Source organism: Pseudomonas sp. KB_15 (genome assembly GCF_052114525.1).
Lineage (GTDB): Bacteria > Pseudomonadota > Gammaproteobacteria > Pseudomonadales > Pseudomonadaceae > Aquipseudomonas.
This window is the reverse complement of record NZ_JBFREX010000002.1, coordinates 369,421-386,686: the sequence shown is the minus strand read 5'-3', so window position 1 is coordinate 386,686 and position 17,266 is coordinate 369,421. Positions and strand designations below refer to the sequence as shown.

17 protein-coding genes and 1 tRNA gene are annotated in these 17,266 nt (G+C 58.5%); 2 read left to right on the top strand and 16 right to left on the bottom strand.

The window, feature by feature from the left end; genetic code table 11:
• Positions 1–32: 32 nt before the first annotated feature.
• The 6 genes from AB4Z35_RS04145 to AB4Z35_RS04120 form a co-directional block, all read right to left on the bottom strand.
• Positions 33–857: an FkbM family methyltransferase gene (locus tag AB4Z35_RS04145; RefSeq protein WP_442096109.1), complete on the bottom strand. Its 825-nt coding sequence runs from the start codon at positions 855–857 to the stop codon at positions 33–35.
• Between the two features lie 344 nt (positions 858–1,201).
• Complete coding sequence (locus AB4Z35_RS04140) at positions 1,202–2,431, bottom strand: methyltransferase (RefSeq protein ID WP_442096108.1); 1,230 nt, start codon at positions 2,429–2,431, stop codon at positions 1,202–1,204.
• A complete protein-coding gene (locus AB4Z35_RS04135; protein WP_442096107.1) occupies positions 2,412–3,101 on the bottom strand; it encodes an ABC transporter permease in 690 nt (229 codons plus the stop codon). The genes AB4Z35_RS04140 and AB4Z35_RS04135 overlap by 20 nt, the downstream gene beginning before the upstream one ends.
• Positions 3,098–3,793, bottom strand: coding sequence for an ABC transporter permease (locus tag AB4Z35_RS04130; RefSeq protein WP_442096106.1), 696 nt, complete (start codon positions 3,791–3,793; stop codon positions 3,098–3,100). Before AB4Z35_RS04130 ends, AB4Z35_RS04135 begins: the two co-directional genes overlap by 4 nt.
• Before the next feature lie 77 nt (positions 3,794–3,870).
• On the bottom strand, positions 3,871–4,617 hold the full coding sequence (locus tag AB4Z35_RS04125) for an ABC transporter substrate-binding protein (RefSeq protein WP_277533627.1): 747 nt from the start codon (positions 4,615–4,617) through the stop codon (positions 3,871–3,873).
• Positions 4,618–4,630: 13 nt separating this feature from the next.
• A complete protein-coding gene (locus AB4Z35_RS04120; RefSeq protein WP_007972784.1) occupies positions 4,631–5,404 on the bottom strand; it encodes an ABC transporter ATP-binding protein in 774 nt (257 codons plus the stop codon).
• A gap of 564 nt (positions 5,405–5,968) precedes the next feature.
• Here AB4Z35_RS04120 and gabP point away from each other — a divergent pair.
• The gene (gabP, locus tag AB4Z35_RS04115) at positions 5,969–7,360 is read left to right on the top strand and encodes a GABA permease (protein ID WP_442096105.1); all 1,392 of its coding nucleotides are present in this window, start codon (positions 5,969–5,971) and stop codon (positions 7,358–7,360) included.
• Positions 7,361–7,431: 71 nt separating this feature from the next.
• Here the strand turns inward: gabP and AB4Z35_RS04110 are convergent, their stop codons facing one another.
• The 4 genes from AB4Z35_RS04110 to AB4Z35_RS04095 form a co-directional block, all read right to left on the bottom strand.
• Entirely contained in the window at positions 7,432–7,887 is a 456-nt protein-coding gene (locus AB4Z35_RS04110) for a hypothetical protein (protein WP_442096104.1), read from the bottom strand.
• A 6-nt stretch (positions 7,888–7,893) separates the two neighbouring features.
• Positions 7,894–8,310 (bottom strand): hypothetical protein, encoded by a 417-nt coding sequence (locus tag AB4Z35_RS04105; RefSeq protein WP_110660947.1) that lies wholly within the window; start codon positions 8,308–8,310, stop codon positions 7,894–7,896.
• Between the two features lie 36 nt (positions 8,311–8,346).
• The gene (locus AB4Z35_RS04100) at positions 8,347–9,321 is read right to left on the bottom strand and encodes an alpha/beta hydrolase family protein (protein ID WP_442096103.1); all 975 of its coding nucleotides are present in this window, start codon (positions 9,319–9,321) and stop codon (positions 8,347–8,349) included.
• Positions 9,322–9,389: 68 nt separating this feature from the next.
• Complete coding sequence (locus tag AB4Z35_RS04095) at positions 9,390–10,448, bottom strand: PDDEXK nuclease domain-containing protein (protein ID WP_442096102.1); 1,059 nt, start codon at positions 10,446–10,448, stop codon at positions 9,390–9,392.
• A 254-nt stretch (positions 10,449–10,702) separates the two neighbouring features.
• Between AB4Z35_RS04095 and AB4Z35_RS04090 the strand changes: the two genes are divergently transcribed.
• Positions 10,703–11,152: a carboxypeptidase regulatory-like domain-containing protein gene (locus AB4Z35_RS04090; RefSeq protein ID WP_442096101.1), complete on the top strand. Its 450-nt coding sequence runs from the start codon at positions 10,703–10,705 to the stop codon at positions 11,150–11,152.
• A gap of 30 nt (positions 11,153–11,182) precedes the next feature.
• Here the strand turns inward: AB4Z35_RS04090 and AB4Z35_RS04085 are convergent, their stop codons facing one another.
• The 6 genes from AB4Z35_RS04085 to AB4Z35_RS04060 all read right to left on the bottom strand — a co-directional run bounded on the left by AB4Z35_RS04085 (position 11,183) and on the right by AB4Z35_RS04060 (position 17,217).
• Positions 11,183–11,989 carry a TSUP family transporter gene (locus AB4Z35_RS04085; protein WP_442096100.1) on the bottom strand — a complete coding sequence of 269 codons (807 nt, stop codon included), beginning with the start codon at positions 11,987–11,989 and terminating at the stop codon, positions 11,183–11,185.
• Positions 11,990–12,061: 72 nt separating this feature from the next.
• A complete protein-coding gene (locus AB4Z35_RS04080) occupies positions 12,062–13,141 on the bottom strand; it encodes a hypothetical protein (RefSeq protein WP_442096099.1) in 1,080 nt (359 codons plus the stop codon).
• A gap of 329 nt (positions 13,142–13,470) precedes the next feature.
• Positions 13,471–13,546 (bottom strand) — tRNA-Phe (locus AB4Z35_RS04075).
• A gap of 103 nt (positions 13,547–13,649) precedes the next feature.
• Entirely contained in the window at positions 13,650–13,922 is a 273-nt protein-coding gene (locus AB4Z35_RS04070; protein WP_007989188.1) for an oxidative damage protection protein, read from the bottom strand.
• Positions 13,919–14,986: an A/G-specific adenine glycosylase gene (gene mutY, locus AB4Z35_RS04065; protein WP_442096098.1), complete on the bottom strand. Its 1,068-nt coding sequence runs from the start codon at positions 14,984–14,986 to the stop codon at positions 13,919–13,921. The genes AB4Z35_RS04070 and mutY overlap by 4 nt, the downstream gene beginning before the upstream one ends.
• Entirely contained in the window at positions 14,983–17,217 is a 2,235-nt protein-coding gene (locus AB4Z35_RS04060; RefSeq protein ID WP_442096097.1) for an AsmA family protein, read from the bottom strand. The genes mutY and AB4Z35_RS04060 overlap by 4 nt, the downstream gene beginning before the upstream one ends.
• Between the last annotated feature and the right edge of the window lie 49 nt (positions 17,218–17,266).

Here is a 17,266-nt window from a genome sequence, read left to right as displayed (position 1 = left end):
TGAATTTTGACTATTTTTACGCGGGCTTCAGGTCAGGCGCGCAGCAGGGTTTTCTTGAGTTTCTGAATGGCTTGCCAGGTTCGACTGTTTTGCATCGCGTGCAGTTGTGCTTCGGCCTGTTCGGCGCGTTGCAGGGCGGCGGCGAGCTGGTGTTCGGCGTCGCTGATCGGGTGGCTGAAGTTGTGGCCTTTGCAGAACTGGAATTCGTCCAGGTTGCACGGCGGGATGTCGAAGGCGGGTTTGAGGTTCAGGTGTTCTTCGGCGAGGTAGTAGGTGTTGATGCCGTCGAACAGGATGGAGTGGTAGCCGGCGTCGGTGACGAGGGTTTCCCAGGTTTGGTCGCGCTCCCACGGGGTTTCGATGAGGATGACCCATGGCCGCCACTGGGTGAAGTCCATGCCGCGCAGGACGGTTTCTTCGTGGCCTTCGACATCGATTTTCAGGAAGTGGATGTCGCGGCCCCGGGCGTGTTCTTCGCAAATGGACGTCAGGGTACGCGATTGGACGGTTTGGCTGCGCACGTCCATACCGGCATCTTTGTGCATCTGCGCCATGGCCGGATCGACGGTCGAGAGGCCGGTATTGGCGATGCCGTAGAAGGTCAGGCTGTCGGCGTTTTCGCCGGCCACACATTGCAGATTGGTGTCTTTGGGGCGTTGCTGGCACAGGGCTTCGTAGTAGTTGGGCATCGGTTCGACGTTGATGCCGGTCCAGCCGTTGTCGTAGAACGCCTTGGTGACTGAGTCTTGGGTAGGATCGTTTGCCCCGACGTCGACGTAGAAGCCGTTCTCGACGATTTTGAGGGCGCGCCACAGGCGTATGTCTTCGAAATTCTGTGCGTAGGAAATGAACGTCACTGGCGCATCCTGTCGTAAGAATGTTCTTGTTCGTGGCCGCGCTGCTGGCGCCCTTGCGTGTGTGTATAACAAGAGTAATGAATCGGTGCAATTTCCCCCGTCTGCGGTCCGGGATTAGGCATTTATGTCGTTTTCATTAAATGCTTATGCACAATGCAGTTGGCAGCGCACTGGGTTTAGGTCGAATTTGTGGATCCGTTCTCATTTGTCCGCAAATACCTGTTTTTTCGATTTTTTATGCAGGTGTACAAAAAATGAACAGCGTGATTTTAGCCCTGAAACAGGCGTGGATCTTGGATCCACGATAATTTCATCAACAGAGTTATCCACAAGCTGTGGTGTATTTAAGTGCGTTCAGCCAGGAGCAGGAAATTACGCGGGGTGAGTGGGGTTTCGCAAAAGGTGCCGACGCGGACACTGTAGCCCTGCTCGGCGAGGAAAAGTGCCCGGTCAAGGACCAGCCAAAGCTCCAGCGGACGTCGGAACAGTCCACGTAGTAGCTCAAGGTTGCGCACCTCGGCCAGTCGCTGCCAACCGGCAGCTTCGAGGGCTGGCCAATCTTGCGGGCCGATTGTGGATAACTCTTTAAGTGTGGCCAGGTGATGGCAGTAATCGGCGAAGGATTTGTCCAGCCAGGCGCTGGGGAGGGAAGGGGTTGGCAGGTACTCGTCAATGCCGCGCAGTTGCCGTTGCAGCAAGTCGAAGCCCAGGCGTCGGGCCATGGAGGTGTCGCGTTGACGTCGCACGCGGGCACCGGCGGTAACGGTTTCACTCATGGGCAACGCGAGGTCGTCGAGGGAAAGCTGTAGGCCGGAGCTTTGGGCGGCTGAGGAAATCGGTGAGTAGTCGGCGAGACTGATCCGGTTGTAGCAACATGGCGCAATGGCGAGTTGTTTGCAGCCTGTCGCGGTGGCAAGTTGAATCAGCCGCACATGCAAATCACCGCAGGCGTGAAGCGCGACGGGTGTGTGATTCGCACTCAGTAAAGAAGCTGCGTCTGCCGCGAGCACATCCTGTTCGATATGCAGCGCATGCAGGTGATGGCGTTGGCTGAGTGCCTGGCCGCTGGTTACCAGTGCCGGGTCGTATTCCAGGCAAGTCAGTTGTTGCCCCGGCTGCAGCAGGCGGCGCCCCAGATGTCCCTTGCCTGAGCACCAGTCCAGCCAATGCTGCGGAGCCTCGGAAAATTGCAATCGACTGGCGAAGGCTTCGATCTGTTGCCATTTACGCCCTGGTACATCGACGTTCAATCGATGGCCCGCCGCTTCTAGCACGCGTGCGGGCAATTCATCCACAGCACTCAAGGCAACGGATGTTGCCGCCAACGAAGCAAAAGGCTCCGGTGCGTGCAGACGATCAGGTTGGTTGTGAGCGTTTTCCGCGTCTTCCAGCGACCGCTCGCGTAGCCATGCGGCCAGCTCCGGGTAGGACGCTTCCCAGGGAAGCTGCAGATGAGTGAACGGCCGGGGTTTCCACAGTGCCTGATGCTCTGTCAGAAAAGCATCCAGCGCGGTGAAGCGGGCGAGCAGGGCCTCGCCCGTCAACACGCAATCTTCAACGCCCTTGGCAGGCATCGACGCGCAACCAGCGCTCCAGCAGCTTGAAGCCGCGTACCAGCACATAGGCCATCACCAGGTAGAACATGCCCGCGGCGAAGAAGATCTCCACCGGCAGGTAGGTCCGGGCAATGATGGTGCGAGCCATGCCGGTCAGTTCCAGCAGGGTCACGGTGCTGGCCAGGGCGCTGGCCTTGAGCATCAGGATCACTTCGTTACTGTAGGCGGGCAGGCCGATGCGTGCCGCGCGCGGCAGCATGATGAAGAGCAGCGCTTTTGGCTTGGACATGCCCAGTGCTCGCGCCGCTTCGATCTCGCCCGGTGGAATCGCCTGGATGGCACCGCGCAGGATCTCGGCGATATAAGCCGCGGTATGCAGGGTCATGGTCGCCGTGGCGCACCAGAACGGATCGCGCAGGTACGGCCACATCGAGCTGTTACGGATCACGTCGAACTGCGCCAGGCCGTAGTAGACCAGGAACAGTTGAACCAGCAGCGGCGTACCCCGGAAAAAGAAGATGTAGCCGTAGGGAAATGCCCGTACCCACCACAGGCGCGACGAGCGGGCGATGCCCAGTGGAATGGCAAGCAGCAAACCGGCGATCACGGCAATGGCCACCAGTTCCAGGGTCAGGGTCGCGCCCTGGGCCAGTTTCGGCAGCCACTTGATGATGACTTCCCAGTTCATTGGGTGCTCCTCGCGAAGCCGCGAGCGGCACGTTTTTCCAGGTAGTGCATGCCAGTCATCGCCAGCACCGTCAGGCCCAGATACATGAATGCGGCCACCATATAGAAGGTGAACGGCTGTTTGGAGACGGTCACGCCGATTTGCGCGTGACGCATGATTTCTTCCAGGCCGATCACCGACACCAGCGCGGTGTCTTTCATCAGGATCATGAACAGGTTGCCAAGGCCCGGAAGGGCGATGCGCCACATCTGCGGCATGATCAACCGGGTGAAGATGCGCCACTTCGACAGGCCCAGGGCCACGCCGGCTTCACGATGGCCTTTGGGAATGGCGAGGATCGCGCCGCGAAACACTTCCGTGGCGTAGGCGCCGAAGCACAGGCCCAGCGCGATCACGCCAGCGGCGAAGGCGTTGAGTTCAAGGTCGGGGTTGCCGAAGAACTCGCCCAGGGCACGCATCAGGTTGACCGTGCCGAAGTAGATCAACAGCACCCAGAGCAATTCCGGGATGCCGCGAACCAGGGTCGAATAAGTGCCGCCAAGCCATTGCAGCGGCTTGTACGGGGAAGTCTTGGCCAAGGCGCCGAGCAGACCGAGCACCAGCCCCAGGCACAGGGCCGAGAGTGCCAGTTTCACAGTCATCAGCGCGCCAGCGGCGAGCGCCGGGCCGAATCCGTAGAGGTCGATAATCATGGATTTCTTTTCAAATCGCGGCAGGCAATGCCGAGAACCGGTGCCGTCAAGGGACGGCGCCGGTCAGGCAGTCAGGATCAGTAGATGCTGAACGGGAAGTACTTGTCGTTGATTTTCTTGTAGGTGCCGTCAGCGACGATTTCTTTCAGGGCGGCGTTCAGCTTCTCGCGGATCGGGTCCTTCTTGCGCACGGCAATACCGATCTTGTCGCTTTCTTCCACTGGATCGCCCTTGAACTCGTAGGCACGGCCAGCGTCGCTTTTCAGCCACTCATAGTTGACGTACTTGTCGGCCAGGATGCCGTCCAGGCGGCCGGAAGTCAGGTCGAGGTAGGCGTTTTCCTGGGTGTCGTAGAGTTTGACTTCAACGCCCGGCATGTTGTCTTCCATGAAGGTGCCTGCCAGGGTCGAGCGCTGGGCGCCGATCACTTTGCCTTTCAAGGAGTCCTTGTCGGTTTTGAAGTCGACGTCTTTCTTGGCGATGAATTGCAGCTTGTTGGAGTAGTACGGGTCGGTGAAGTCCACCGCTTGCTTGCGCTCGTCGGTGATCGACATCGAGGAAATCAGGAAGTCGAACTTCTTGGCGTTGAGGGCCGGGATGATGCCATCCCAGTCGGAGGTCACGACGGAGCACTCGACTTTCATCTTGGCGCACAGGGCGTCGCCGATCTCTTTGTCGAAGCCGACGACATTGCCACTGGCATCTTTATTGTTGAACGGCGGGTAAGCCGCTTCGATGCCCATCTTCAGGGTTTCGGCCATGGCACCGGCGCTGAACGCCAGGGTGACGGCGGCAGCCAGGAAGACCTTTTTGTAGTTCTGCATGTGGGTAGCTCCGTTAGCGGTTGCTGGACATGAATTGTTTGCAGCGTGCCGAAAGCGGGTTTTCAAACACCTGCTGTGGCGATCCTTGCTCTTCTACCAGGCCCTGGTGGAGGAACACCACTTCGCTGGAGACCTGACGGGCGAAGCCCATTTCGTGGGTCACGAGCAGCATGGTGCGGCCTTCTTCGGCCAGTGCGCGGATGACATTAAGTACTTCCTGGACCATTTCCGGGTCAAGCGCGGAGGTGGGCTCATCGAACAGGATGACCTTGGGCTGCATGGCCAGGGTGCGGGCGATGGCCGCGCGTTGTTGCTGACCACCGGACAGTTGCGCGGGGTAGGCGTGGCGCTTGTCGGCGATGCCGACCTTGGCCAGCAGGGCTTCGGCGACTTCAATGGCTTCGGCCTTGCTCTGGCCGAGCACGCGGCGCGGGGCTTCGATGATGTTGTCGAGCACGCTCATGTGCGGCCACAGGTTAAAGTTTTGAAACACAAAACCGATTTCGCTGCGCAGACGATTGATCTGCTTGCCGTCGGCGGCAACCAGTTCGCCATTCTTTGCGGCTTTGAGCTTGAGTTCTTCCCCGGCAACCAGGATCTGACCCTGATGCGGGTTTTCCAGCAGGTTGATGCAGCGCAGGAACGTGGACTTGCCGGAGCCGGAAGAACCCAGGATCGAGATCACGTCGCCGTCGCGGGCGGTCAGCGAGATGCCTTTGAGCACCTCCAGCGAACCGTAGCGTTTGTGCAAGTTGCGGATTTCAAGCGCGGGCGTGGCCTCAGCCATGTGCGTTCCTCATATATGTTGCGCTCCTGCTGTTGGCGGCTTTCCTGACGAGGCGGCCAACCTAGCATAGCGTTTCAATGGCAGCCAACAGCGCTACGGACGGTAAACGGCTGGCGTGTGGCAGGTTGTCGCATCGGCGCAGCAGACTGTCGCCCCATCAACAACCGAACAGCCGTTTGAACCTTGCTCGTCGATAAAAAGCACGGCGGCTGTCGCAAAAAAAGGCGCGATGTTGCCAGCTTTGACGGGGTGTTGGAAGCGCTATCCGGCCAAATGCACAGGTTGTGCACTTTTAATGTGCGCAGGGCCATTTTCAGGTGTGTTTCCGGTGCGCTGATTTGTCACGCAAAGTGGGTCGCAGGGTAACGATCTGGCGAAGTGCCATTAAATTCAATGGGTTGCGATGACCGTCCGGTCAAAGCGAGATCGCCGGGCTAGAGGGATTTGAAACATTTTGGCGCAATTATTGCGTGCAGAATCCAGAACGCCCCGTTGGCTTCTTTTTACGAGAAGGATCGCCGAACGGGATGCATGCATTCGCTTCTCCTTACAAAGGTAGTTTTAATGAGCAGTACCCAAAGCTCTAATGGCCTCGAACAGGGGCTCAAACCGCGCCACGTGACCATGCTGTCGATTGCCGGGGTTATCGGCGCCGGCTTGTTCGTCGGCTCGGGTCACGCCATCGCCGCTGCAGGTCCGGCTGTTCTGTTGGCTTACGCCGCCGCCGGCATGTTGGTGGTGTTGGTGATGCGCATGCTCGGCGAAATGGCCGTTGCCTCGCCGGACACAGGTTCGTTCTCGACTTACGCCGACCGCGCGATCGGTCATTGGGCCGGTTTCACCATCGGCTGGCTCTACTGGTGGTTCTGGGTGCTCGTCATCCCGCTGGAGGCCAACGCCGCCGCGACCATCCTGCATGCCTGGTTCCCTGGCGTGGACATCTGGGCCTTCGCCCTGGTGATCACCATGCTGCTGACAGTGACCAACCTGTTCAGCGTCAAGAACTATGGTGAGTTCGAATTCTGGTTCGCCCTGATCAAAGTCCTGGCGATCATCGGTTTCATCATTCTCGGCGTAGCGGCGATCTTCGGCTTCCTGCCGAACAGCCAGGTCAGCGGCGTTTCGCACTTGTTCGACACTCAGGGCTTCCTGCCAAACGGCATGGGCGCAGTACTGGGCGCGATCCTGACTACCATGTTCTCCTTCATGGGCACCGAGATCGTGACCATCGCGGCCGCGGAATCGAAAAACCCTGGCAAGCAAATCTCCAAGGCCACCAACTCGGTGATCTGGCGGATCGGTTTGTTCTACCTCGTATCGATCTTCATCGTTGTGGCCCTGGTGCCATGGAACGACCCGGTACTGGCAAGCCTGGGCTCCTACCAGACCGTGCTTGAGCGCATGGGCATTCCGAATGCCAAGATTATCGTCGACATCGTGGTACTGGTTGCAGTGACCAGTTGCCTGAACTCGGCGCTCTACACGTCGTCGCGCATGTTGTTCTCCCTGGGCAAGCGCGGTGATGCACCGGCCATGTCCACGCGCACCAACAAAAGTGGCACGCCTTACTGGGCGGTAATGTTGTCCACTGGCGCAGCGTTCCTGGCAACATTCGCCAACTACGTGGCCCCGGCTGCCGTGTTCGAATTCCTGCTGGCGAGCTCCGGCGCCATCGCATTGCTGGTGTATCTGGTGATTGCGATTTCGCAACTGCGCATGCGCAAGCAGCGTATGGCTCGTGGTGAGAAAATCGTCTTCAGCATGTGGCTGTTCCCTGGCCTGACCTACGCGGTGATCGTCTTCATCGTTGCGGCCCTGACCATCATGCTGTTCCAGGATGCCCATCGTGTGGAAATCCTCGCGACCGGCTTGCTCAGTGCTCTGGTAGTAGCGGCCGGCTTGCTGGTTGCGCGCCGTCGCAAACTGGAAAATCGTGGTGCGGTGGTGCTGAACTGATCCATCCCGCGTAACGCAAAACGGCCGCTGTCAGTGATGACAAGCGGCCGTTTTTGTTTGCGCCGTAACCCTTACTCGGCTTTTTCTTCCGGCGCTTCCTGCGACTCGCGGTAGGCGTCCAGCGCAGTGCCGAAGTCAGTAATGAACTGTGGCTCGCTCAGCCATGCCTGGGCGGCGTCGCGGTCCATGCCGTCGGCCCACATGCGGTAGTCGATCAGCATGTCGGCGGCCAGGTGGGTGGCGGCCATGCCTTCGTCGTCGGCGTTTTCCATGTCCAGCAGTTCTGGGTGGTCGACGATGATAAAGGCCAGGTTCGTCAGCAGGACCGAGAGCATTTCGCTGCGGCTGACGGCTTCGGCGTCGCGCATTTTGCTGAACATCGCCAGAGTGTATTCCGGGATCGGCTCGGCGAGGTGGCCGAGTTCATCATCGTCCAGTGCGGCGGGTTTCCTGCCGTGGATATTGATCTGCTTGGCTTTGGCTTTTGCACGCTTGGCGCGTTTCTGTTGCTTGTTCAGGGAGGCCATGGGAACTCAGTTCGGTTTCTGTTGGGTTTGCGCGGCAATGGCGTCGGACGCTGCCACGTAGTCGGCCTGGAAGGCCGGTGATTCGATCCACGCCAGGGCGCCGGCCTCGTCGGTTTCGGTCGCCCATTGGCGATACTCGATCAGCGCGGCAAGGATGAAGTCCATTGCACCTTCCTCGCCTTCCTGCTCGTACACCAGTTCCAGCAACGGGTCTTCGAGGAAGGCCGTGCACAGGGCTTGCTGGCTGATCTTTTCGGCGTCGATCATTTTCTTGAACAGTTCGGTCAGGTCCACCGACTCGAAGTCGATGCGATCGTCGTTCGGGTCCAGTTCCACCGGCGCGGCAGCCCGCTGGGTGCGGTTCTGCTTGGCCTTGGCCTTGGCGCGGGAGGCGCGTTTTTGCTGCTTGTTGGCGGAGGCCATGGGCGTCGTTCCGTATTCGTTGAAAGGGCAATTGACTTAGCTGCGCGGTACTCGCCGCCCGGGGGTATCGGGGGCCAGTTCGCCGTTTTGCAGCCAGGCCAATGCAATGGGCCATAGTGTGGCTTGGTATGCGCTGCGAAAAAAGGCGAAATGTCCGACTTCTTCTTCGCCGATGTCTTCGGGATGGATACGCAGGTGGGAGTTTGTGCTGCCGGTGAAGTAGCCGAGCAGGCGTTCGATGGCCGGGACCGTGCCGTAGGGATCGTCGCTGATGCTGATGGCCAGGGTTTGCGCGGTGACACCGGCAAAGGGCAACTGCCCGGAGGTTGTGCTGATTGTGCGGCCGCTGGAGCGTTTCTCGTAACGGGCAGTAGAGAGGCTCCAGTCACGGACCACGCCGGCGGGCGTGTCTTCCAGCCAGCCGAGACGTTTGCCCGGAAAGTAGCCATAGATCATCGTCACCAGTGGCATCAGCACATGCCACTTGCCGAACATGCGCCAGCGATGGGCCGGCGCATAGTCGCGCCAGTAGGCGAATTGTGCACCGACCGTCACCAGACGCCGGATCAGGTGCCCGGACGCCCCCAGGCCCGCTGCACAGCCGCCAAAGCTGTGGCCGACCACATCGATAGGCTGCCCGGGGAACTCACGCTGTGCGCGCTTGAGCATCGCCTCGAAATCCAGCGCTCCCCAATCGGTCCATGAAGCCTTGAGACCTTTGAGCGATGCCGGCCGCGACTCGCCGATGCCGCGGTAGTCATAGGTGATGACATCGAAGCCGTGGGCGAACAGGTAGTCGGCGAAGCGCGAGTAATGGCGGCAACGGACCGAAGTGGCAGCATTGATGATCACGACCGGACGAGCGGCGTCCTGGGAAGGATGTCGCCAGGTGAAGCCGCCGAGGATGAAGCCGTCCGGGGCGGTTTCCTTGAACGGTTTGCCGGGGGTGGTGTCCGGCAGCGGCAACTCGATGCGAGTGGCGGCCAATGGAGGCGTGTCCTGCAAATTCATCGGCGTCAGACCTTTGCGGGTAGCTGCCAACGATAGTCTTGATGCCGTTGATGAACAATCCATTGGCCTCAACGCAGTGGTTGATCGAGCAGTCGTTCTTCAAGAGCCGCCCGTTCCCGATCCAGTTCGTTGCGCAGTTCCTCTTCACTCGGCAGGACGAGCTTGTACTTGCTGGCGAACAGTTGTTCGTTTCCTTCGAGCACCGAGTAACGCACCACGGATTCATCCTTTTGCGCACAGAGAATGATGCCGACAGTGGGGCCGTCTTCCACGCCGCGTTTCAGGTCGTCGTACATGCGCACGTACATGTCCATCTGCCCCACATCCTGATGGGTCAGTTCACCGCGCTTGATATCGAAGACGACGAAGCACTTGAGCAAGTAGTTGTAGAACAGCAGATCGATGTAGAAGTCTTTGCTGTCGGTACTGATGCGTTGCTGGCGGGCGATGAACGCGAAGCCCTTGCCCAGCTCCAGCAAGAAGCCTTGCAGTTGTTCGATCAGCGCTTGTTCGATCTCGTTTTCCTGAAGCTTGCCGGCATTGGGTAAACCAAGGAACTCCAGTACCACCGGATCACGGATGAAATCCCGAGGGCGGGCTTTCATGTTCTGAATGTTGGTAGCGGCCTCCTGCTTGACGCTGCCGCGATCGCGGCTTGCCAGCAGGCGTTCGTAATACAACGTATTGATCTGGCGTTCCAGGGCGCGGCTTGACCAGTTTTGGGTGGCTGATTCGTTCATGTACCAGAGACGGGCGCTGTCGTTGTCGACCCGAAGCAGGTGGCGGTAGTGGGTCCAGCTCAATTCGTGACGCAGTGCGTCACGAATTGGAAACGCCTGATAGAACTGGCGCATTTTTCGCAGATTGGTCTCGTCAAAACCCTTCCCGAAATCTGCCATAAGCCTGTTTGCCAGGGTCGAAAGCAACTCTTTGCCATACCTCGTCCGTCGTGCGCCGTTTTGTTCGAACTCAACGATGTGCCGCCCGATCTGCCAACAGGTTTGCACTTGAACGGTATCGACCGCCCGAAGCGCCTTCTGACGTGCCTGATGGATCAATTTGCCAAGGCTGCCAGACAGTGATGCGAGATATGGGTCGTGAGTGTCGTTGGGTGTGAGGGTCGTCATGAGGTCTTCCGCAGCAGGTTGAACAGCGAAAGAGAATGACAAGTGAGCACCTTTCGAAGATGCCGGGAGTTACTGAGAAACAGGCAGGAAATGCCGGGTTTGCGGGCAGGACGGGTCTGAATCTGGGCGAGGGCGGAGGAACAAATGGCGTAGTACGTTTCGTACTCAGGTCAAATCAATCTAAAACCCCTCCCTCCGGCTGGAAATCCAAAGGATGTAACGATTGGGTTCTGTAGAGCCCGGGAGTCGCCATCATGAAATATCTCCATTCACTCCTCTTGCCCCTCACCGCCTTAAGCGTGCTGATGTTTCCAGCGATGTCGCCCGCCACCAGCCTGGAGCCCATCGACAGTTCGGGGGTGCAGGTTCAGCGCCAGGAGCAAAACGGCATTGCCTACCTGTCCGGCGGTATCGGCGAGGATGAGTCCAGGGCCATCCAGCAGACCTCTGGCTATAACCTGCACATGACGTTCTCTGTCGGGTCGGGGAATGAATACACTCCTGGCGTGACCGTCGTTATTCAGAAATCCCCGGGGCAAACCGTGCTGACGCTCAATGACGCCGGTCCGCTGGTTTACGTGAAACTACCTGCCGGTAAATACACCGTCATTGCGACGCGCAACGGAGAAATACGGCATGACATTGCCGATGTTGGCAGTGGTGCAGCGCGTAACCTGGTTTTCCACTGGAATGATGCGAGTTAACGAGAAGCTTTAAACCCTGAGTCCTGCGACTCAGGGTTGTTCGTTATTAACACCCGCGTACGCTTGGACGAGTGCAACACGTAAAGGGTTGGTCTCTACGCTCAGCAGCTTGATGGCCAGGGCGCAGCAGACCACGATCAACATAGGTTTGATCAACCGTGGTCCAACCCGAACAGCGGCTCGTGCACCCAGTTGAGCGCCGACGAAGGCAGCCAAAGCCATGGCTATGGCGACCGGCCAGATAATCACACCCTTGGTGATAAAGACCGACAGGGAACCAAGATTGCATGAGGCGTTGGCAAGTTTGGTAAAGCTCATGGCCCGCATCATGCCCAAGCCGCAGAGCAGTACAAATCCGACAATAAAGAAAGAGCCCACACCGGGGCCAAATATACCGTCGTAAAAGCCCAGGATCGGCGCCACGGTAAACGAAAAAAGCAGAACACCGATTCTCTTGCGTCGATCTTCACTGGCCAGCTTTGGAGAAAGCGCAAAATAGATGGCTACCAGAATCAGCATGATAGGCACGCAAACTTCCAGATAGCGCTTATCAATAGAGCTGACCAGCAAGGCACCACTGGCGCCGCCGATAAATCCGCAGATAACCAGGAAACGGCCTTCGCGCCACTCGATCATGCCTTTGCGAGCAAAGGTTACCGTTGCTGAAACAGTTGCCGAAGCGGCCTGGAACTTGTTTGTGGCAATCGCACTGATCGGATCTACACCTGCCAGGAACAGTGCAGGCAAGGTGATCAAGCCGCCACCACCGGCAATCGCATCAAAAAAACCGGCGCAAAAAGCGACGAGCGCCAACATGCCTATTACATCCCAAGACATTGCATTCTCTCTTTATGGTTATTGGCCATTAATCACATGACTGGTCGTTCAACAGCCTGACCACATTAAAAATCAGCCCTGCAGCACTAACGGGTCGTCTGAAACAACGATAGGGGAAGAAAATTTTGAAAGTCCGAAAATACGAACCAGGGCCCGTCTGTTGTCTCTGATGACATCGCGACAGTGCAGAGCCCGGATGTTATTGATGACCATTGCCGATTCCTGGGTCAGCGTGTATTCGACCGGAGTTGCTTCACCCACACCCTGGCAAAGGGCGGTGTAAGCCGTTTTCACAAAGGTCGAGGCGTTGTCATTGACCGAAAAACGATACGAGTTAAAGCGGGCTGCGACCCCTGCCTTGTCGTCGAACTCCAGAATCGAAACGTTGCGGCCATCCTCCCCTTTGCCACTGACAAAGGAGTCACTACGAGTGAACTGGAAGTTACCCGTGGTCAGTGCGAGGCAGTTGGTGACGCCGATTTTTTCGAGTATGGGAGGTAGTGGAATGACTCGCGTAGGTTCCAGGCTCGGGTTCCACAAGGCGGAAAGTATGAGCGACGATGGAGAGGGTGAGTGCCCGTCTTTTGCGTTCACGGCGCACCAGTAAGGCGCCTCTGTATGCGGACCAAGCGCGAGGCCGGAATGGGAACTCAGTTCCTTGATGTCCGGCTCGGCTGGGATCTTGGTCAGTCCGCCGCCCTTGAAGTTGGCCACCAGTCGAACCAGTTTTCCTTCATTGTCCATGTCATAGGCAAAGGCACTGTTATCCACCAGTTTCAACAAGATCTGATTGCGGGCGGCCAGGCAAAGTACGTCGTAACGATTTTCCAGGGATGCTAGATCTGGCAGTTCATTTGGAGGGCTGACATCGGTGATTTTTTGCAGTCCTTCAAAAATCAACACGGAGATAAGGCCATCGGAATAGGCGTCCAGCAGTTCACATTGGTTTTTCGAAAACGAGAACTTTAATTCGGTCGCTGCCAGAGACGCTTTGGACTTGGCTCCTGGTGCCTGCGGCCCGCCGATGGCGGCCAGTTTTTTGGTGAACTTGTGAAGCAGTGTTGACTGCTGAATATCAAAGCAGAAAGTTCTGATTTCTTGTTCAGTAAATAACTCAGCGGTTTCGACGTCTGGTTTGATGGCGTCAGTCATTGCCTATATCTCTGTTGTGCATCTGCTCCCGGTTATGCGGCAGCTCCTCTTTCGATTCTGCACAAACTGAAGATCGGCGTATGTCATCCGTTTCCGTTAAAGCATACGGAGCGTTCTTACAGGCCAAATACTGCCAGGAAGAGGGTGATCTCCAATGTCGGAAGCTTTTCAGGACTCGGCCCCGGCAACCGTTGCGGATGCTGGCGGATGCTGGCGGATGTAGTGATAGGAGGTGGGGAATTGTCGCTTTGAAGGTGACCGGGCCAGTGCCTGATCAAATCGCAGGCATAAAAAAACCCTGAATCTTGCGATTCAGGGTTTTCGGTATTTGGTGCCCAGAGACGGAATCGAACCGCCGACACGGGGATTTTCAATCCCCTGCTCTACCGACTGAGCTATCTGGGCAACGGGGCGCATTAAACGGGTTTTTCAGGGGGTCGTCAAGCAAGTTTTCAAAAAAATTTTAATTATTACCGTCGCTTACGTTCAGACCCCCGATAAATCGGGGTTATTCCGATGGCGGTACGTAGCCTTCGGCCTTGGCGTAATCCTCACCGGAGAAGTACTTGTCCATCTCGCCCTGCAGATATTTGCGATCTTCGGCGTTCATCATGTTCAGGCGTTTTTCATTGATCAGCAGGGTCTGGTGTTTCTGCCAGTCGGCCCAGGCCTTTTGCGAGACGTGGTCAAAAATGTCCTGGCCTTTGGCGCCCGGGAAGGGAGCGCGCTCCAGGCCTGGCAATTCTTCTTTGTACTTGCGGCACATGATGGTGCGGGTCATGACGACTCTCCTGCGTTCAATACGGCGGCCGCGCGTTCGAGCAAGGTTTTGACCGGGGCGGCAAGGCCCAGGCGCGGCGGGGTGGCGAGGTTATACCAGAGCCAGTCAGCCTCGGCCACGTGATGGCCGCTCTCCTGGACCTGAACCAGCCAGGGTTCGATGGATAACTGAAAATGGCTGAAGGTGTGCACCAGGCTCGGCAATGCCTGTTGGGTGCCCAGCTCCAGCGAGTGCTGCGCTGCCAGATGTTCCAGGTCGTCGAGTGCGTCGAGTTCCGGCAGGCTCCACAAACCGCCCCACAGGCCCGTGGAGGGGCGACGGTAAAGCAGAATGGCGCCTTCGGCGTTGGCAAGCATCGGCATCAGCGTGCGCTTTTGCGGGATGGCTTTGCGCGGCTTGGGGATCGGGTAGCGTGTTTCCAGGCCGAGCATGTGCGCCTCACAGCCCTTTTCCAGCGGGCACAGCAGGCAGCTCGGTTTGCTGCGGGTGCAGAGCGTGGCACCGAGGTCCATCATCGCCTGGGTGTAGGCGTTGACCCGGTCGTGCGGCGTGAAGCGCTCAGCGTTGGCCCAGAGCTGTTTCGCGACCTTCGGCTCGCCGGGGTAGCCCTCTTGCGCGGTAAAGCGCGCCAGTACCCGTTTGACGTTGCCATCGAGGATCGGCGCGCGCAGGCCCATGCTGATGCTGGCGATGGCACCGGCGGTGGACAGGCCGATGCCCGGCAATTCAGTGAGTTTTTCCACATCCCGGGGAAATTCGCCGCCGTACTGCTCGACGACGATTTTCGCGGTCTTCTGCAAATTGCGCGCGCGGGTGTAGTAACCCAGGCCCGTCCACAGGTGCAGTACTTCGTCTTCCGGTGCCGCCGCCAGGGCTTTGACCGTTGGCAACGAGGCCATGAAGCGGTCGAAGTAGTTCAGCACGGTGCTGACCTGGGTCTGCTGCAACATGATTTCCGAGACCCACACCCGATACGGGTTGATGCCCTGCTGCCAGGGCAAATCATGACGGCCGTGGCGGTCGAACCAGTCCAGCACCGCCGTTGAAAACTGCTCGGCTCTCATCGCTTGAACAGCTCCTTGAGCGCGTCTTTGAGTTTCGGGTTGACCTTGTCGCCCCATTTCTCGTCGATTTTTTCGCTGATCCTGTCGCCAGCCAGTTTGGCCGCGACCTGGCTCATGCGGTCGTTATCCAAACGGCAAGCCTTGGCACCCAGTTCCAGCGGGCCGCGGCAGCGCAGTGGCCACTCGATGCCGACAAACTTGTCGCCGACCTGACAGGCCGGGTCCGGCATGGCGCTGGTATCGCCTTCGACGATGATGCCGACGCGGTAGTCCATGCCCAGCACTCGCAGATCGATGTCACCGTCACCGTTGACGGTCATGCCCGGGATGCGCACTTTCAGGTCCGGGTTGCTGGCCACGCCGTTACGCAAGGTCAGGTTACCCTTGAGCTCCTGGAACGGTGTGTCCTTGCCCCGGGGTTCGCCGCTGAGGGTTTTGCGGTTGAGCGTGGCGATGCCTTTGCACAGCTGTTGTTCAAGGTTGGCATTGAGCAGCACGCCATTGTTGATGACGAAACTGGCATTGCCATTAAGGGTTTCGATCAACGCTTTCTGGCTGTTGCCATTGCCGGTCAGGTTGCTGTTGAGCGTGACCAGGCCTTTGGCCGGCGGATTCTTGCCTTGGCTTTCGAGGATTTTTTCCAACGGCACACGGGTGATCTTCGTCTGCAGGTTCAGCGCCGGCACTGGCTGGCGCACATCCAGCGTGCCGGTGGTTTCGAAGTTGCCTTCGTACAGATCGCCGCGCAGGTTGGCCAGCGTCAGCAGGCCGCCCTGGCCGGTGGCCTTGAGCGCAGCGTTATGGATCGGCAGTTTTTGCAGGGTCAACTGGCCGAAGGTCAGGTCGGCGTCCACATCGAGCTTGCTCAAGCGTTCCACTGGCAACAGGCGCTCGCTACTCCACGCGTCCTTGGTCGGCGCGGGTGGCAACGGAGTGCTGCCGGCGCCGGCCATGGCATCGGCTTCGGTACTGGCGACTTCGGCCTGACGCACTTGCGTCGTGCTATTGGCCTCGGCGGATTTCGGTGGCAGGTAACGGTCGACGTTGAAGGTGTCGGCCTTGAGCACTGCGCGCAGCGATTGTCTGGCGAAGTCTTCGACGGCAATGCGGCCGCTGAAGGTGCTGTCGTCGACTTTCAGGTTGATGCTGTCGAACGCCAGGCTGGTCGGTGTCGCTGCCAATCGGCTGACCAGCTCGACTTTACTCAGGCTGCCTTCGGCCATGGCCGGGAGTTTCTGGCCGATGCTTTCGACGAATTTCGCCAGGTCGAACTGGGCAATCGAGATACCGCCGCTGACTTGTGGGGTCTTGTCGAGGTCGTTGACCTTCAGTTCACCCAGTGCCCGCAGTTGGTTGGCGGAGATCTTGATGCCGGTCCACTCGGCGACATTGGCGGCCTTGTCCAGCACTAGCTGGCCCTGGGCGGAGAACGTCATGGTCTTGCCTTGCAACGGGTCGCCGGTCACCTCACCGGACAATCTCATGTCTTCGAACTGATAGCGCTGCAGGGCACGTGCGATGCGCAGCTCACCATTGAGCTCGGTACGAACCCGCAGTGCCGGCTGGTTGGCGGACAGGAAAGCCGTGAGCTTGAGCGGAATGTTGACGGAGTCGTGAACCGCACCGGTGCTCAATTGAATACTTTCGGCGCTGAAGCTCTTGCCGGTTCGTTCGTCGGTGTATTCAACCCGCGCGTTGTTCACGGTCAGGCTGTCGATGTCCAGGCGGATCGGCTGGGGCGGTTTTTCCGCCGCGACGCTGGCTTCGGGTGCAGGTTCGATAGTGGCCGGCGGGGTGCTGGCCGCCGTGCCGGTGTTGGCCGTTGCAGGCACCTTGCCGATGTCCTCCCAGTTGCCGTGACCATCCTTGTCGCGGTTCAGGCGCAGGTTCAGGCCTTCGACGCGCACGTCGCTCATCTGCACTTCACGGCGCAGCAGCGGCAGTACGCGCACCGACAGGCCGAGCATCTGCAAGTCGGCGTAGGGTTCGGTCGGTTTGACCATGGTCGCGACACTGGCGTCGTGCAGCTCCAGGCCCAGCCACGGGAACAGGCTCCAGCCGATATCGCCATTGAGCGTCAGCTCGATGTGGGCCTTGTCGCGGGCAATCTGGCGAATTTCGTCTTTGTAGTCGTTGGGATCGAAGAGGTGGGTCAGGGCAAAGCCCAGCGCCACAATGATCAGCAACAGCCCGAGAAGTACCAGACCCAGGATTTTGCCGAACGCTTTCATGGGCGAGTCCTTGTAATTAATCGAATTCAAAATTTAGCCGAGGAGTATA

Excerpts from the sequence above, each read along its gene's own strand:
- AB4Z35_RS04140 (WP_442096108.1), bottom strand. The coding sequence starts at position 2,431 with ATGCCTGCCAAGGGCGTTGAAGATTGCGTGTTGACGGGCGAGGCCCTG.
- AB4Z35_RS04135 (WP_442096107.1), bottom strand. The coding sequence starts at position 3,101 with ATGAACTGGGAAGTCATCATCAAGTGGCTGCCGAAACTGGCCCAGGGC.
- AB4Z35_RS04130 (WP_442096106.1), bottom strand. The coding sequence starts at position 3,793 with ATGATTATCGACCTCTACGGATTCGGCCCGGCGCTCGCCGCTGGCGCG.
- AB4Z35_RS04125 (WP_277533627.1), bottom strand. The coding sequence starts at position 4,617 with ATGCAGAACTACAAAAAGGTCTTCCTGGCTGCCGCCGTCACCCTGGCG.
- AB4Z35_RS04120 (WP_007972784.1), bottom strand. The coding sequence starts at position 5,404 with ATGGCTGAGGCCACGCCCGCGCTTGAAATCCGCAACTTGCACAAACGC.
- gabP (WP_442096105.1), top strand. The coding sequence starts at position 5,969 with ATGAGCAGTACCCAAAGCTCTAATGGCCTCGAACAGGGGCTCAAACCG.
- AB4Z35_RS04110 (WP_442096104.1), bottom strand. The coding sequence starts at position 7,887 with ATGGCCTCCCTGAACAAGCAACAGAAACGCGCCAAGCGTGCAAAAGCC.
- AB4Z35_RS04105 (WP_110660947.1), bottom strand. The coding sequence starts at position 8,310 with ATGGCCTCCGCCAACAAGCAGCAAAAACGCGCCTCCCGCGCCAAGGCC.
- AB4Z35_RS04100 (WP_442096103.1), bottom strand. The coding sequence starts at position 9,321 with ATGAATTTGCAGGACACGCCTCCATTGGCCGCCACTCGCATCGAGTTG.
- AB4Z35_RS04095 (WP_442096102.1), bottom strand. The coding sequence starts at position 10,448 with ATGACGACCCTCACACCCAACGACACTCACGACCCATATCTCGCATCA.
- AB4Z35_RS04090 (WP_442096101.1), top strand. The coding sequence starts at position 10,703 with ATGAAATATCTCCATTCACTCCTCTTGCCCCTCACCGCCTTAAGCGTG.
- AB4Z35_RS04085 (WP_442096100.1), bottom strand. The coding sequence starts at position 11,989 with ATGTCTTGGGATGTAATAGGCATGTTGGCGCTCGTCGCTTTTTGCGCC.
- AB4Z35_RS04080 (WP_442096099.1), bottom strand. The coding sequence starts at position 13,141 with ATGACTGACGCCATCAAACCAGACGTCGAAACCGCTGAGTTATTTACT.
- AB4Z35_RS04070 (WP_007989188.1), bottom strand. The coding sequence starts at position 13,922 with ATGACCCGCACCATCATGTGCCGCAAGTACAAAGAAGAATTGCCAGGC.
- mutY (WP_442096098.1), bottom strand. The coding sequence starts at position 14,986 with ATGAGAGCCGAGCAGTTTTCAACGGCGGTGCTGGACTGGTTCGACCGC.
- AB4Z35_RS04060 (WP_442096097.1), bottom strand. The coding sequence starts at position 17,217 with ATGAAAGCGTTCGGCAAAATCCTGGGTCTGGTACTTCTCGGGCTGTTG.